Raw genomic sequence first — 14,505 nt, 5'->3', positions numbered from 1 at the left:
CGACCGACGCCGACACCCGACGCCGACACCCGACGCCGACACCCGACGCCGACACCCGACGCCGCCCGCCCCGCGCACCTGCGGGGCGGGCGGCGCCGTCGTACCAAGCCCGCCGCCCCTCGCTCGACACCGGCCGGCGCCGCCGTCCCCAACCCACCCACCCCCGTTCGTCGCCGTCAGGGCCTGTGGATCGGCGGAGGCGCCGACGGCGTCGCGTGGTTGACTCGAGCCATGAGCAACGCCGAGCGGGAGTCGCACACCTGGGTCGTCGCATCGATCGGCGGAGTGCCGACCGTCGAGCCGCGGCCCGCCCTGTCGTTGAGCGAAGACGGCCTGCTCACCGGGACCACGGGCGTCAACCGCATCGTCGGCACGTACAAGGCAGAGAACGAGCTGGTCAAGGTCGAGGGCACCGGCATGACCCGGATGGCCGGGCCGCCCGAGGCGATGGACCAGGAGAAGCGTTTCCTGCAGGCGCTCGAGGGATGGCAGGCCTTCCACGTCGGCGGTGGACGCCTCGAGATCGGCCCCGTCGATGCGGGCATCGTCTGCGTCCTCAACGAGTCGGGCGTACCCAACGCCTGACCCCACGCTGCCCGAGCCGTCTGGGAGCGCACGCCGACGCCCTGCCTTGCCGCTTGCCTGCCTTGCCGCTTGCCTGCCTTGCCGCTTGCCTGCCTTGCCGCTTGCCTGCCTTGCCGTTTGCCTGCCTCGCCGCCCGCCCAGCCTCGCCGCGCGTGAGGTGCCTAGCTGCGCGCCGTACCTCCCCGTCTACCTGCCCGGCCTCGCCGCGCCGTGGCCGCCGTCCGCGCACGCCCACGAGCGTCCAGCACTTGACGACGCCGCCATTCCCCTCCCGCTGCCCGCGTCCGGGCACGACGGCGCCCCCGGGCCGGGTGGGCCGGGAGCGGGGCGGCGCAGCTACAGGTGCCAGGTGACCCCGAACGCGGTGACGGTCGCGGTCAAGCCCCGTTCGTGCACGACCGTGTGGTGCCGTCCGCACAGCAGTGCCCCGTTGTCCAGGTCGGTCAGGCCTCCGTGCAGCCAGTGCACCACGTGGTGGGCTTCGCACCACTGCGGCGGGATCGTGCAGCCCGGATACGAGCAGCCACCGTCCCGCCGGGCCAGCGCCCGCCGCTGCGGCGGCGTGAAGAACCGCTGCGCCCTCCCGACGTCCAGCACCTCCGACGACCCGCCCAGCACCATCGGGACGATCCCCGCCTCGCACGCCAACCGCCGCACCGCACCGGGGCTCAGCACCGCGTCATCATCAGCGATCCCGGCACCCCGGACCTGCTCCAGCAGCGCCTCCAGGCTCATCGTCACCACCAGCGTCGTACGAGGAGTCCGCGCCACACCCTCCGGCGCCCCCACCGCGCGAGCAACCAGCTCGAGCAACGCATCCGCGCGCCGCGTCGCCGGCGACCGCGGATCCGTCCCGGCCGCCCCAGCCGAGGCGGCCGAACCTGCAGCCGCACCTGCCACGCCCGCAGCCGAGGCCGCACCGGCCACGGAGGCGGCATCGGCCGCGGAGGCGGCATCGGCCGCGGAGGCCGGGGCGTGCAGACCGGACCAGTCGAGGTCGGGGCGCGGCCGGGCCAGCGGGTCGATCGCCGCCTCCAGCACCGCCGCCCCCTCGGGGTCGAGCCGCAACAGGAAGTCGACGAACCCGGCACACGACCCGACCCGCCGCAACGACCGACCGGCCCGCAGCCCGCGCTCCCGGGCCTCGGCCTCCGCCGGCGGGCGCAAGCTCGCGCGCGCATGACCCACGAGCCGGCGCAGCTCACGCACGGTCAACACCGGCGCGGCCTCGACCAGCGAGGCCACCACGTCATCGAGGTGGTCGCGGTCGGCCACCGGCGCCAGATCACGCTGGAACCGCACGATGACTCCGGCGTGCACCGCCGACACCTCACACGCCGCCACCCGAGCCGCCAACACCGCCCACCGGGGTTCCCGCAACGCCGCCCCCAACAGCGCCATCGTGGCCGCCTCACCACCTTCCAGCCCCACGGTCGCGTGCGGCGCACCCCTGCCACCGGTGGTGTCGGCATCGGCATCGCCCTGAGCACCGGCGACGGCCCGCAGCCAGTCGGCCCCGCCCAGCGTGACCGCCCCGGCGAGCCCTCGTTCGTCCGCCTCCCGCGCGACCATGACGCTCAACGCCTGGGCCGCCTCCCGCAGCGCCTGCGCGTGCGCGAACGTCGCGCCCACCTCGTCGTCGCTCAGCGACCACAAGGGGCCCTCCTTCGCCAGCGCGCGCACAGAGCCGACCATGTCGGCCAGCCGGCCCGTGAGATCCGTTGCAGCTCCGTTCGGGCCCGGGCCGTCACCCACCTGCGACACTCCGTGACCGGCGGGCGCAGGAACCGACCGCGTCGACCCCAAGGGCGTCGACGCTGCCGCTGTGCCGGAGTCGGCGAGCCGCGTGTCGAGGAGCATGGTTTCACCCTAGACTCGACCACTGACAATGCATGACGATGACATCTCAGGAGCAGCCGGTGCCGGAGAACCCCCAGACCGCACGAGGTCGCCACGTCGTCGACAGGGTGCAACCGAGACAGCGCGTCGAGCGCACTGACCTCACAGACCGGCCCGACCGGCCCGACCGGGCCAAGATGATCTCGGTCCGGCTCACGATGGACGAGTTCGAGGCGCTCTCCGCCGAGGCGACCGAGCTCGGCATCGGAGCCTCCACCCTGGCCCGGACCCTCATCCGTCGCGGACTGACCGACCCGTCCCCCGCTCCTTCGGCGCTCGGGTCCCGGATCGAGGCCGACCTGCAGGCCTCCCTCGCCCCAGACCTCGTGGCCCGGGTCGAGGCGCTCGAACGCTGGGTCGCCGAACAGTCACGCACCCACTGACGGGCTCGTCGCCCCCACGTGGTCTCCGAGCCCCTCACGGTCCGCGCGTGGCGCCGTCACCGAGCCGTTGACCCCACGAAATGCACACTCCCGCAAGGGACCCGGGCCAGCGCCCCGTCAGTGAAGGCCGGCTGAAGCCGGCGCAACCGGTACTGGCGAGTCCGCCACCGACGCGCCCGCCACCGACGCGCCCGCCACCGACGCGCCCTCCGTCGACGCCCGCGCCACCCAGCCGCGCTCGTGGGCCGCCCACCCCAGCTGGATGCGCGTCGTGGACCCGGTCGCGTCCATCAGGGAGCGGACGCGTCGCTGCACGGTGCGCAGCCCCACGTCGAGCTGGCGCGCCACCCGAGCATCGGAGGCGCCGGCGAGCAGCAGCGACAGCACCTGGAGGTCGAACTCGTCCGGCCCCGAATGGATCTCGACGATGTCGTCGGCGTCCGGCGTCGACAGGACGAGCGGCCAGGCGTCGCGCCACACCGACTCGAAGAGCGCCACCAGCGAGCCGACGAGCCCGGCCGCGTGGATGACGAGAGCGGACGGCTCGGCCCCCTCGACGTCGAGCGGCACGAGCGCCGTGCGTCCGTCGGCGATGACGAGCTTGGTCGGGACACGCTCGACGACCCGCACCTCCTCCTCGCGGCGCAGCACGGCGGCGACGTTGGCCTGCGGCTCGTGCTCGAGGACGTCGCGCTCGATGACGACCCGGTACCGGACGCCGCGGGACGTGGCGATGTCCTCGGCCGAGTTCTCGTCGGCGGTGACGACCGCGGGCCGGTCGGTGACGAAGGCGCAGACCTCCGACACCGCGCCGAGCTGCAGCTGGTGGAAGCGCTGGCCGACGGCGCCGGCTCCGATGACGACCTCGACGAGGTCGTGGACGTCGACGGAGGCCTCGGTGCGGTGGGCCTCGGCGAGCCGCGCGGCGGCGAGCTCGGCCTGCTCCAGCTCGTGGCGGCGGTCGTTGACGATGGCCCGCAGCGCAACGCCGGGTGGGGCCGCCACCCAGCGGCCCGGCGCGACCGCCGACTCGGCGACGAGCCCTCGCGCCCGCAGCGCGAGCACGGCCTGCTCGACGTCGGCGTCGGGCATCGTGCACCGACGCGCGAGGTCGGCCAGCTCGGTGGCACCCAGCCCCACGAGCGTCCGGTAGACCGTCGCCTCCTGCGGCGAGAACCCCAGGGCGCCGAGCACCTCCACGTCGCTGCCTCCCCACCGGCCGCGCGCGGCCGCGTCTCCGCGTCTCCATGCCGTGAGCACGGTGGCGACACCTCGGGGACCTGGACTCGCGACCACGGCGTCAGTAGACCCGCGGCCCTCGAGACGCCGGCAACCCGTCGGTGGCGGACCCCCGCCATGGCGCACAACCGCCGCTCGCCATTGTTCCGCAGACCGGGTCACATCGGCACATTGGGGCGCACGCCGGACGTTCCCCCGTCCGGCCACGCCGGACTCTCCCCCGTCCGGCACCCCGAGCCGCGCGGGCCCGATCAGGCGGGCCCGCGCACCCACCCCCTTCGGAGGACTCATGCGCCCCAACTGGCGTACCACCCTGGGAGCAGCCACCGCGGCGGTACTCGCCGCAACGGCTGCGGCCCCGACCCAGGCCCTCGGCCAGGGTTCCAGCACCGCGGGCGACCGCGGCCGGCCGATCGTCGGCTCGGCCGCGTGGTCGGCCGGCAACACCGGCAACAGCTCCACCAACCCGGCGTCCCCCGGCCCCACCGCCCAGAGCACCACGGCCCGGACGCCGAAGACCGTCACGCTCGTCACGGGCGACCGCGTCGTCGTCTCCGGCGCCGGCACCGAATCCCCCTCTGCCACGGTGCTGCCCAACGCGGACGGCAGCGTCCCGACGGTCGAGACCCGACGCGTCGGGCGTGACCTCTACGTGTACCCGGAGAGCGCTGCCGCGGCCCTCGCCGCCGGACGCGTCGACGACGAGCTCTTCAACGTGACGGGCCTCGTGGCGCAGGGCTACGACGACGCGTCGACGCGCAGCCTGCCCGTCATCGTCAGCTACACCGGCGCCGTCGACGTCGCGCGCAGCGCGCCGGCCACCCCGCGCGGCGCCGCGAAGGGACGCACCCTTCACTCGATCCGCGCGGTCGCGATGGCCGCGGACAAGTCCAAGGCCAAGGACTTCTGGGCCGACGCGTCGAGCCGCTCCTCCCCGGCCGGCTCCCGCGTCGACAAGGTGTGGCTCGACCGCAAGGTGAGCAAGAGCCTCGAGGAGTCGACGAAGCAGGTCAACGCGCCGCAGGCCTGGGCGGCCGGGTTCACCGGCACCGGAACGACGGTCGCGGTCCTCGACACCGGCGTCGACGGCGGGCACGCCGACCTGGCCGGACGCGTCAAGGCCTCGCAGGACTTCACCGGCTCGCCCGGCGGCGCGCTGTCGGACCCCGACGGCCACGGCACGCACACCGCGTCGACCGTCGGCGGCTCCGGCGCGGCGAGCGGCGGCCGGCAGAAGGGCGTCGCGCCCGGCACCGACCTGCTCATCGGCAAGGTCCTCGACGACTACGGTTCGGGCTCCTACTCCGGGATCATCGCCGGCATGGAGTGGGCCGTGGGCCAGCACGCCGACGTCGTGTCGATGAGCCTCGGCAGCACCGGCCCCGTGGGCGACTGCACCGACCCGCTCTCCGCCGCCGCCCAGGACCTGTCGACGTCGAGCACGAGCCTGTTCGTCATCGCGGCGGGCAACACCGGCCCGGGCACCAACACGGTCTCGGCCCCGGCGTGCGCGCCCGCGGTCCTGTCGGTCGGCGCCGTCGACAGCGCGGACAAGGCGGCGTGGTTCTCGAGCCGCGGTCCGGCCGCGTTCACGCACACGCTCAAGCCCGAGATCGCGGCCCCGGGTGTCGCCGTCCTGGCCGCCCGCTCGGGTGGTCGCGGCGACGACGCGTACGTGGCGATGTCAGGCACGTCGATGGCCACCCCGCACGTCGCGGGCGCCGCGGCCGTCGTCAAGCAGGCGCATCCGTCGTGGAACGGCGCCCAGCTCAAGGCCGCCCTCGTGTCGACGGCGCAGTCGGCCGTGCCGGGCGACGTGCGCGAGGTCGGCGCCGGACGCCTCGACGTGTTCGCCGCGACGAAGGCGACCGTCACGAGCAACCCGGTCCAGGCCGGCAGCTTCGACTGGCCGCACACGGCAGCCCAGCGCACCACAGTCGGCATCCCGTTCACGAACCTCGGCGACGCCCCGATCACGCTGTCGCTCAAGGTCGCCGGCCTCACCGGTGACGACGGCAGCGCGCTGAAGACGGCGCCGGCGAAGCTCAACGCGTCGACGCTGACCGTCCCTGCCAACGGCACTGCGTCGGTCCCGCTGGCGGTCGACCCGTCGGTCACGCTGGCCGCGGCGCAGTACGGCGACGTCACCGGACGCGTCCTCGCCACGACGGCCGACGGCCGCACCGTGTCGACGCCCTTCGCTCTCTACGTCCAGCCCGAGACGGTGACGCTCAAGCTGCGTCTCACCGACCGCCTCGGTCACGCGGCCGCGGGCGCCTCGAGCGTCGACGTCGTCAACACCGACTCGCCCCGCGGCGAGCGCCGGTACAACGACGGTGAGGCCGAGCAGACGTACGCGGTGCGCCCGGGCACGTACCTGCTCTCCGCGTTCGTCCAGTCCCCGGACGGTGACACCGCCGCGCCGACCCTCGACTCGATGGCGTACTTCGCGCGCCCCGAGATCGAGATCACCCGCGACACGACGATCGACTTCGACGCCCGCAAGGCACACCTCGTGTCGGTCAAGACCGACCGGCCGAGCGTGGCCCGCGCCTCGGTGCTCTCGTTCACCCGCCAGTGGGACGACCTGTGGATGCACGCCGGCTCGATGCTGGCCGGGTCCACCGTCACGGCCCTCTACGCCGACGTGCAGGGCAAGCCGAAGAACGGCACGTGGGAGTTCGGCACCAACCAGCGTCGCTACGCCCCCGCGGTTACCTCCATGACCGCGGGCGCCACGACGCTGCACCCGACCGCCCCCGAGGTCACCGCAGCGGGCCTCGACGGCACCGGCACTGCGCCGCTCGTCGACGCCGGCGCCGGCACGGCGTCCGACCTGACCGCCGAGAAGGTCGGCGGCAAGGTGGCGCTCGTGCGGCTCGCGTCGCCGACGGCCAACCTCACGTCCGCGATGGTCAACGCCGTCAAGGCGTCCGGCGCCAAGGGCCTGCTGCTCTACCGCCCGGCCACCGGACGGTGGGCTCCGGCTCTGGGCTTCCCCGCCGTTGCGGTCGCGGCCTACAGCCTCCCGATGGCCGAGGGTGACGCGCTTCGTGCCACTCTGGCGTCGGCGCCGGGCAACACGCTCACCCTGGCCTGGCAGGCCACGGCCCGCAGCCCGTACGTCTACACGCTCGGCTTCACCGAGTCGACGCCGTTCACGAGCGACAAGACGTACGTCGTGCACGACAAGAGCCTCGGGCGCACCGACGCGACGTACACGGCCATGGGCGTCGACACCGCGTTCGTCGACCTCGTCGGCGTCCGGCGCCCGAGCGGGTTCGGCTTCGGCGTCTCGAGCTTCAGCAGCGTGCCCGTCCCGGGCAAGCGCACCGAGCTCTACACCGACGACGGCTCGCAGTTCCAGCAGGTCGTGCTGTCGAGCCTGCCGTTCGGCGAGGCCATGCTCGGCACCTGGCACGGGTACGCGGCCGGCAGCGTCCGCACCGAGGCCTGGCACGGCGGCGTCGTCGGCCCGACCGCGATCCAGGACGAGGACGGCGTCGAGCAGCTGACGGCCGAGCGGCAGGGCGACCTCATGGGCTTCGCCCCGCAGCTGTACGGCGACGACTGGGGCCACGTGGCCCAGCCGGGCAGCTTCGGCGACGGCGGCTCGCTGGAGATGCGCCGCGACGGCGAGGTCATCGGCACGAGCGCCTGGCCGTCCGGCGTCTTCGAGGTGCCGGCGGGCGACTCGCTGTACGAGCTGACGCTGCGCCAGTCGAAGTTCCCGTCGTCGGCGCCGGCCTGGCGGCGCTCGATGCAGGTGACGACGACGTGGGGCTTCCGCTCGCACCTCGAGCCCGACGTCTACTCGCGTGGCCTGCCGCTGCTCTTCCCGCGGGTCACGCTGCCCGAGGACGGGCTGAAGACGCTGCCGGCTGCCGGTGGACAGGTGCTGCCGGTGCGCGTCACCGGGCACGCCGGCTACACACCGGGGGCCATCGCGTCGGTCGAGGCTGCGACGTCCTACGACGGCGGCACGACGTGGACCGACGCGTCGGTGCGGCACACCGGTGACGCGTGGGGCGCGGTCGTCGACCACACCGGCGCCTCGGGCAAGACCGTGGCGCTGCGGGTCACGGTGACCGACGCGAACGGCGCGACGGTCACCCAGGTGACGCAGGCGGCGTACATCGTGCGCTGACGCATGTCGCACCGGTGTCGCACGGAACCGCCCGACCCTGCACGGGGTCGGGCGGTTCCGTTGTGGCCGGGCTTGGAGGGTCCTCGCCACCGTCTCAGGCGTGGTCTCGATTCGGACTGAGGTCCGGTTGCATGGTATTCGTTGAAGCGTGAAGCAGCTTCGTGTCGTCGTGTCCAGCACCCGTCCCGGCCGCATCGGCCCCGTCGTGGCCGAGTGGGTCGCCGCCCAGGCGCCCGCGGACGAGTGGCAGGTCGAGCTCGTCGACCTCTCGACCCTCCCGTTCTTCGACGAGGAGGACATGCCGAAGAACGGCAACTACGCCAAGCCCCACACCAAGGCGTGGGCCAAGCAGGTCTTCGAGGCCGACGCGGTCGTCGTCGTGACGCCGCAGTACAACCGCAGCTTCCCCGCCCCGATCAAGAACGCGGTCGACTACCTCTTCGCCGAGTGGCACGGCAAGCCCGTCGCCCTCGTCGGCTACGGCTGGACCGGCGCGTCCGACGCCACGGCCGACCTCACGAAGGTCCTCGGCCACGTCAAGGCCGACGTCGTCGGCTCGACCGGGCTCGTCTTCACCCAGGACGTCTCCCCCGCCGGCGAGTTCTCCGTGACCGACGAGCGCCGCGCCGAGCTGACCGCCCTGCTCGAGGCGCTCGCCGCCAAGGTCGACGAGCCCGTCGGCGCCAACGCCTGACCCCACGCAGTCCCCGGTGGCGTATGCCCACGTGGCCTGTCGCGCCGCGGGGCGGTCGCTGGGGCTGCGGCTGGGCGACCTGTGTCGCGCACCCCTGTCGACGCACTACCGTCAGGGGGTGAGCCAGCACAGCCCAGAGACCATGACCCCAGAGCCCGAAGCCGATGGCCCTTCTTCGGAGACCGGTCGGACGGCGGGTGCGGCCGTCGAGGCGGAGACGAGCTTCGCGGACCTCGGGCTGGACGACAAGGTGCTCAAGGCGCTGCGCGACGTGGGCTACGAGCACCCCTCGCCGATCCAGGCCGCGACGATCCCGGCCCTGCTCGAGGGCCGCCACGTCGTCGGGTTGGCGCAGACCGGCACCGGCAAGACGGCGGCGTTCGCCCTTCCGATCCTCAGCCGGCTCGACCTGAAGCAGAAGTCGCCGCAGGCGCTCGTCCTCGCGCCGACGCGTGAGCTGGCGCTGCAGGTGTGCGAGGCGTTCGAACGGTATGCGGCCCACCTCAAGGGCGTACACGTGCTGCCGGTCTACGGCGGGCAGGCCTACGGCGTGCAGCTGAGCGCGCTGCGCCGGGGCGTGCACATCGTCGTCGGCACGCCCGGCCGCATCATGGACCACCTCGAGAAGGGGACGCTCGACCTCAGTGAGCTGCGCTTCCTCGTGCTCGACGAAGCCGACGAGATGCTCAAGATGGGCTTCGCCGACGACGTCGAGACGATCCTGGCCGACACCCCGGACGACAAGCACGTCGCACTCTTCTCCGCCACGATGCCCTCGCAGATCCGGCGCATCTCGAAGAAGTACCTCCACGACCCGGTCGAGATCACCGTCAAGTCCAAGACGTCGACGGCGCCCAACATCACGCAGCGCTACCTCACGGTGTCCTACCCGCAGAAGGTCGATGCCCTGACCCGCATCCTCGAGGTCGAGAACTTCGAGGGGATGATCGTCTTCGTCCGCACCAAGAACGAGACCGAGACGCTGGCGGAGAAGCTCCGTGCGCGGGGGTTCTCCTCGATGGCCATCAACGGCGACATCGCCCAGAACCAGCGTGAGCGCACCGTCGACCAGCTGAAGTCGGGCAAGCTCGACATCCTCGTCGCGACCGACGTCGCGGCCCGCGGGCTCGACGTCGAGCGGATCAGCCACGTCGTCAACTACGACATCCCGACCGACACGGAGTCCTACGTCCACCGGATCGGTCGCACGGGACGCGCCGGTCGCAGTGGCGATGCGATCTCGTTCGTCACGCCGCGAGAGCGCCATCTGCTCAAGGCGATCGAGAAGGCGACCCGGCAGTCCCTCGTGCCGATGACGATGCCGAGCGTCGAGGACATCAACGCCAGCCGCCTGACCCGCTTCGACGACGCGATCACCCAGGCCCTGTCCGCGACCAGCAGGATCGACGCCTTCCGCGACGTGATCAGTCACTACGTCAACGAGTACGACGTGCCGGAAGTCGATGTCGCCGCCGCCTTGGCGGTCGTGCTGCAGGGCGACGAGCCGATGCTGCTCGAGCCCGAACCCGTCCGTCCTGCAAGGACGTTCGACGACCGCGGCCCTCGTGAACGTCGGGACGACCGCGACTCGCGCGGGCGTGGCGACCGCCGCGATGGCGGGGGCGGCGCTCGTGGTGACCGTGACGGGCGCGGGCGGCGCGGCCCGTCGTCCGGGCCACTGGTCGGCTACCGCATCTCGGTGGGACGCCGACAGAAGGTGGAGCCTCGACAGATCGTCGGTGCTCTCGCGAACGAGGGCGGCCTGGGACGACAGGACTTCGGCCACATCGACATCCGCGCGGACCACTCGATCGTCGAGCTGCCGGCGACGCTTCCGCCCGGCACGTGGGAGAAGCTGCGCTCGACCCGCATCTCGGGCCAGCTCATCGAGCTGACTCGCGACGACGGTCCACGTCACGGAGGCTTCCAGAAGAAGCCCCGCACCAAGGGCAACCGCGCCTGAACCGTCGCGGCACAGCGCACCTGTTGGCATTTGCTCGAATCGCGAACAAAGGACGACTTCGGCCCACAACCTGACCGCGGAACTGCGCCCCGATCCAGAACGCCGTCGACTACCTCTTCGCCGAGTCGCACGCCAAGCCGGTCGCCCTCGTCGGCTACGGCTGGACCGGCGCGTCCGACGCCACCGCCGACCTCACCAAGGTGCCCGGCCACGTCAAGGCCGACGTCGTCGGGTCGACCGGCCTCGACCTCACCCAGGACGTCTCCTCCACCGGCGAGTTCACGGTCACCGACGCCCTCAGCGCCTGACCGGCGCCATCGCCGCATCCTCAGCGGTTGTGCGCCTGATTCGTGGTACGGCTGTCAGGAGGATGAGGACGCCGCTGGACCAGAGCGGCATGGCCACCACCATCGCCACCGCGAGCCACGCCGGCCTGGAGCGTCGTGCCGCCCACGCGGCCAGCACGACGGCGACGGGCAGGCGCACGACCAGCGGCGGGTAGTAGGCCTGGGTCGGGGGCGTCGGCGCGCCGCTGAGGAACTCGACCCAGCGCGTCCAGAGCTCTGGCGCCGCGAGGTACGAGATGAGGACGACCGCGGCGGTTGCACCAAGGCACAGGGCGAGGGCGCGCCACTCGCGCCGGGCGACGAACCACACGGGGCCCAGCCCCGGCGTGACCTTGGTCAGCAACGGGAACGCCCATGCCCAGGCCCCCCGACGCTGCACGCCGAGGACGCACGCGACGGCGAGAAAGGCCTCGATGTTGCCGATGACGAGTGCCGGCGGCACGACGTAGAGCAGCGTGAGCCAGCGCCACCGGGTCGGCAGCGGCCAGAGCAGCCAGACCAGTGCGGCGGTGAGCAGCCCCGACCAGACCACGAGAAAGGCGGACCACGGCAGGAGCGCCAGTGGCCTGATCAGCTGCGCGAAGGCCGGCGAGTAGTTGAAGGCGTCCGGGGTGCCGGGCGGGACGCCGTACGGCGACACCTGCCAGACCACCCAGTAGGCGTGTGCGGAGTCGGTGCCGTAGGTGTCGAGCCGGCTCAGTGCGAGCACCCAGAGCGCCGCGGGCAGGCTGACCCACAGCGCCAGACGGACGACGCGCCCGAGCTCCTCGCGCCGGCCCCCAGGCCGTTCGGACGCGCCCGTCGTTGCCGCCCCTACCTGCGCGGTCGGCAGCGTCGACGCGTCGTCGGCGTCGTCGACGTCGGCCCGCTCACCGCCGGGGCGCGTCATCGCGGCGCCCCCAGGAGGACGTATCCGTCGCCTCCGGCAGTCCGGGTCCAGCCGGCGTCGACCATCAGTCCGAGGACGGACGAGTCGTCAGCGAGCAGCGCTGCACCACAGTGTAACTCGGTCGGATAGGCCGGCCAGCCGTCAGCCCCGGTGATGAACCGGTGATAGGACGCGATGCGGTCGGCGGTGCGGATCTCGACACGGGTGTCCATGGTCGGGCGCAGCCCCGGATGCGCCCACTCGAGCCACCCGCCGACGGCCTCGTCGCTGCACATTACGGTCCCCGACGGAAGCGTCGACAGCGGGCCGTCGAGCGCCGGCGCTCCGAGGGCGGGCCGCGACGCGACAGACGGGGCTAGTAGCGCGACGAGGGCGAGGGCCACGGTCGGCAGGAGCACGGTGGCGACCCGCTCCCTGCGTCCCGCGGACTCGCGCGGGATCGGCAGGAGTGACTGCAGAGCTGCAGCCGCGAGAGGCGCCAGGATCACCGCGGCCAGGGCCACGGTGCGCGCGTGGGCGAACGCGAGGTACACGGCGGTGGCCGCGAACAGCACTGTTGTCCAGCGCAGCTCACGCCCTCGGACAGCCGCGATGATGACGGGTACGAGAAGTGCGAGCGCGGCCCAGAGGCCAGGATCCCCCAGCGAGGTGGCCTGCCACTCGCTGACGAGCGGCGTCACGTCAGCCACCTGGAACGGCGAGGTGAACAGGCGTGGGCCGACCGGCGTCAGTCCTGCGACCGCCACCGACAGCAGCGGGACGAGTCCCAATTGCAGGGCCTGTCGCGGACGCCAGCGACTGTCGAGCAGGCCGCCGACGACCGCGAGCCCGCCGATGCCCGGGCCGACGAACCACATCCCGTGTGAACAGGCCCACAGCCACGTGACCGGCACGAGCCACCAGCGCGCTCGACCATCGGCCAGGGTGCGCCACCAGGCGTCGACCGTCAGCGCGGCGAGGCCGAATGTCACCAGCTGCGGGCGCGGGGAGAGGCTTCCGCCTACGGCCACGAACGCTACCGCGAGGACCAGCGCCGTCACGAGGGGCGAGGCCGACCGTCGGCAGGAGGCCCAGAGGCAGGCGCCGACGAGGACGGTCCCGAGGCACAGCAGCCAAGCCACACCGGGAAGCCCGAACGCGGCGTCGGCGCCGTGCAGCAGCACCTCGGGCAACCACTGGTTGAGGATCCACGGCCGCCCGGCACCGGCGCCGAACGGATCGTCGAGGACGAACTGACCTGTGCTCAGGAGGTGTTCTCCGGCGCGCAGGTGCCAGAACGTGTCCGGGTCACGTACCGGACCCAACGCCTTGACGGCAAAAAGAGCCAGCACGGCACCTGGCAGGAGCCAACCGACGCGCGCCACGGGCGAGACCCGACGCGCACCAGCCTCGGCGTTCCGCTCGAGCGGCCGGACCTCGGGAAGAGCGACCACGGTTCCGGTCAGCCGCCGCCGAAGGCCTTGGCCATGTTGATGGCGCCGGGGCCGATGATGACGATGAAGAGGGCCGGCAGGATGCAGGTCATCAGCGGGAACAGGATCTTGATGGTGACCTTCTGGGCCTTCTCCTCGGCCTTCTGCTTGCGCACGAGGCGCATGTTCGCGGTCTGCTCACGCAGCACGGCGGCGATCGGCAGGCCGAGCCGGTCCGCCTGGACGAGCGCCGTGACGAAGTTCTTGACCTCGGGGAGCGTGACGCGGTCACCCATCGCCGAGAAGGCCTCGCCGCGCGACTTGCCGATCTGGATCTCGGAGATGACACGGGCGAACTCGCCGGAGATGGGGCCGTCGACGTTGCGGGCGACCTGCAGCAGCGCCGCGTCGAAGCCCTGACCCGCCTCGACACAGACGGTGAGCATGTCGAGGGCGTCGGCGAGGCTCTTGCTCGTCTGCTCCTGGCGGCGCATGCCCGCGTTGTAGAGCAGCAGGTCGGGCAGGAAGAAGAAGAGTCCACCGAGGACCAGCCCGTAGAGGACGCTGCTCAGCTGGAAGTCGCCGTACACGACGCCGAGCACGACGCCGAGCAGCAGGCAGACGCCCTTGGCGCCCATGATTCGCTCCACGGTCCAGGGCGACGGATTGCCCGCGCGGTCGAGCATCAGCGTGAACCGGTCGTCGGTTCCCTTGGGCGACAGGGCCATCGCCAGCGCCTTGGTGCGGTCGAACACCGGCGTGACCAGTCGGTCCTTCGCCCCGAGGTCGGCGGTGACGACGGACCGGCTGGTGACGCTGTCCTCGATGAGCATGAGCGACTTTGCGACACCGCGGGGCTCACTCGTGCCGAAGGACATCGACAGGACGGCCACCATGAGGCCGATGGCGACGAGCGCCGCCGAGATGTAGACCGGGTTCACGTTCAT

10 protein-coding genes are annotated in these 14,505 nt (G+C 72.5%); 5 read left to right on the top strand and 5 right to left on the bottom strand.

Features of this window, described 5'->3' with window-relative positions:
• The first annotated feature begins 231 nt into the window (after window positions 1-231).
• Window positions 232-585: an META domain-containing protein gene (locus tag AC3A5R_RS18315; RefSeq protein ID WP_487622196.1), complete on the top strand. Its 354-nt coding sequence runs from the start codon at window positions 232-234 to the stop codon at window positions 583-585.
• A 336-nt stretch (window positions 586-921) separates the two neighbouring features.
• On the opposite strand, the gene AC3A5R_RS18310 is transcribed toward AC3A5R_RS18315, so the two are convergent.
• Window positions 922-2,445 carry an HNH endonuclease signature motif containing protein gene (locus AC3A5R_RS18310; RefSeq protein ID WP_487622195.1) on the bottom strand — a complete coding sequence of 508 codons (1,524 nt, stop codon included), beginning with the start codon at window positions 2,443-2,445 and terminating at the stop codon, window positions 922-924.
• 38 nt (window positions 2,446-2,483) lie between these two features.
• Between AC3A5R_RS18310 and AC3A5R_RS18305 the strand changes: the two genes are divergently transcribed.
• A complete protein-coding gene (locus AC3A5R_RS18305) occupies window positions 2,484-2,867 on the top strand; it encodes a hypothetical protein (protein WP_487622194.1) in 384 nt (127 codons plus the stop codon).
• A gap of 117 nt (window positions 2,868-2,984) precedes the next feature.
• Here AC3A5R_RS18305 and AC3A5R_RS18300 read toward each other — a convergent pair whose 3' ends face one another.
• Window positions 2,985-4,067, bottom strand: a complete 1,083-nt coding sequence (locus AC3A5R_RS18300) for a helix-turn-helix domain-containing protein (RefSeq protein WP_487622193.1) — start codon at window positions 4,065-4,067, stop codon at window positions 2,985-2,987.
• A 328-nt stretch (window positions 4,068-4,395) separates the two neighbouring features.
• On the opposite strand from AC3A5R_RS18300, the gene AC3A5R_RS18295 reads away from it, so the two are divergent.
• From AC3A5R_RS18295 to AC3A5R_RS18285, 3 genes are all read left to right on the top strand, one after another.
• A complete protein-coding gene (locus AC3A5R_RS18295; RefSeq protein WP_487622192.1) occupies window positions 4,396-8,253 on the top strand; it encodes a S8 family peptidase in 3,858 nt (1,285 codons plus the stop codon).
• 148 nt (window positions 8,254-8,401) lie between these two features.
• Window positions 8,402-8,947 (top strand): NADPH-dependent FMN reductase, encoded by a 546-nt coding sequence (locus tag AC3A5R_RS18290; protein ID WP_487622191.1) that lies wholly within the window; start codon window positions 8,402-8,404, stop codon window positions 8,945-8,947.
• 142 nt (window positions 8,948-9,089) lie between these two features.
• Window positions 9,090-10,910: a DEAD/DEAH box helicase gene (locus AC3A5R_RS18285; RefSeq protein ID WP_487622218.1), complete on the top strand. Its 1,821-nt coding sequence runs from the start codon at window positions 9,090-9,092 to the stop codon at window positions 10,908-10,910.
• A 297-nt stretch (window positions 10,911-11,207) separates the two neighbouring features.
• On the opposite strand, the gene AC3A5R_RS18280 is transcribed toward AC3A5R_RS18285, so the two are convergent.
• From AC3A5R_RS18280 to AC3A5R_RS18270, 3 genes are all read right to left on the bottom strand, one after another.
• Complete coding sequence (locus AC3A5R_RS18280; protein WP_487622190.1) at window positions 11,208-12,146, bottom strand: glycosyltransferase family 87 protein; 939 nt, start codon at window positions 12,144-12,146, stop codon at window positions 11,208-11,210.
• A complete protein-coding gene (locus AC3A5R_RS18275; protein WP_487622189.1) occupies window positions 12,143-13,510 on the bottom strand; it encodes a hypothetical protein in 1,368 nt (455 codons plus the stop codon). Before AC3A5R_RS18275 ends, AC3A5R_RS18280 begins: the two co-directional genes overlap by 4 nt.
• A 77-nt stretch (window positions 13,511-13,587) precedes the next feature.
• Window positions 13,588-14,505 (bottom strand): type II secretion system F family protein, encoded by a 918-nt coding sequence (locus tag AC3A5R_RS18270; RefSeq protein ID WP_487622188.1) that lies wholly within the window; start codon window positions 14,503-14,505, stop codon window positions 13,588-13,590.

It is taken from the genome of Intrasporangium sp. Soil_C_50, assembly GCF_057656595.1.
This window is presented reverse-complemented; position numbering and strand designations above follow the sequence as displayed.

Bases quoted from the DNA above. Each gene is read 5' to 3' on its own strand.
- AC3A5R_RS18315 (WP_487622196.1), top strand. From the start codon at position 232: ATGAGCAACGCCGAGCGGGAGTCGCACACCTGGGTCGTCGCATCGATC.
- AC3A5R_RS18310 (WP_487622195.1), bottom strand. From the start codon at position 2,445: ATGCTCCTCGACACGCGGCTCGCCGACTCCGGCACAGCGGCAGCGTCG.
- AC3A5R_RS18305 (WP_487622194.1), top strand. From the start codon at position 2,484: ATGACATCTCAGGAGCAGCCGGTGCCGGAGAACCCCCAGACCGCACGA.
- AC3A5R_RS18295 (WP_487622192.1), top strand. From the start codon at position 4,396: ATGCGCCCCAACTGGCGTACCACCCTGGGAGCAGCCACCGCGGCGGTA.
- AC3A5R_RS18285 (WP_487622218.1), top strand. From the start codon at position 9,090: ATGACCCCAGAGCCCGAAGCCGATGGCCCTTCTTCGGAGACCGGTCGG.
- AC3A5R_RS18280 (WP_487622190.1), bottom strand. From the start codon at position 12,146: ATGACGCGCCCCGGCGGTGAGCGGGCCGACGTCGACGACGCCGACGAC.
- AC3A5R_RS18270 (WP_487622188.1), bottom strand. From the start codon at position 14,505: ATGAACGTGAACCCGGTCTACATCTCGGCGGCGCTCGTCGCCATCGGC.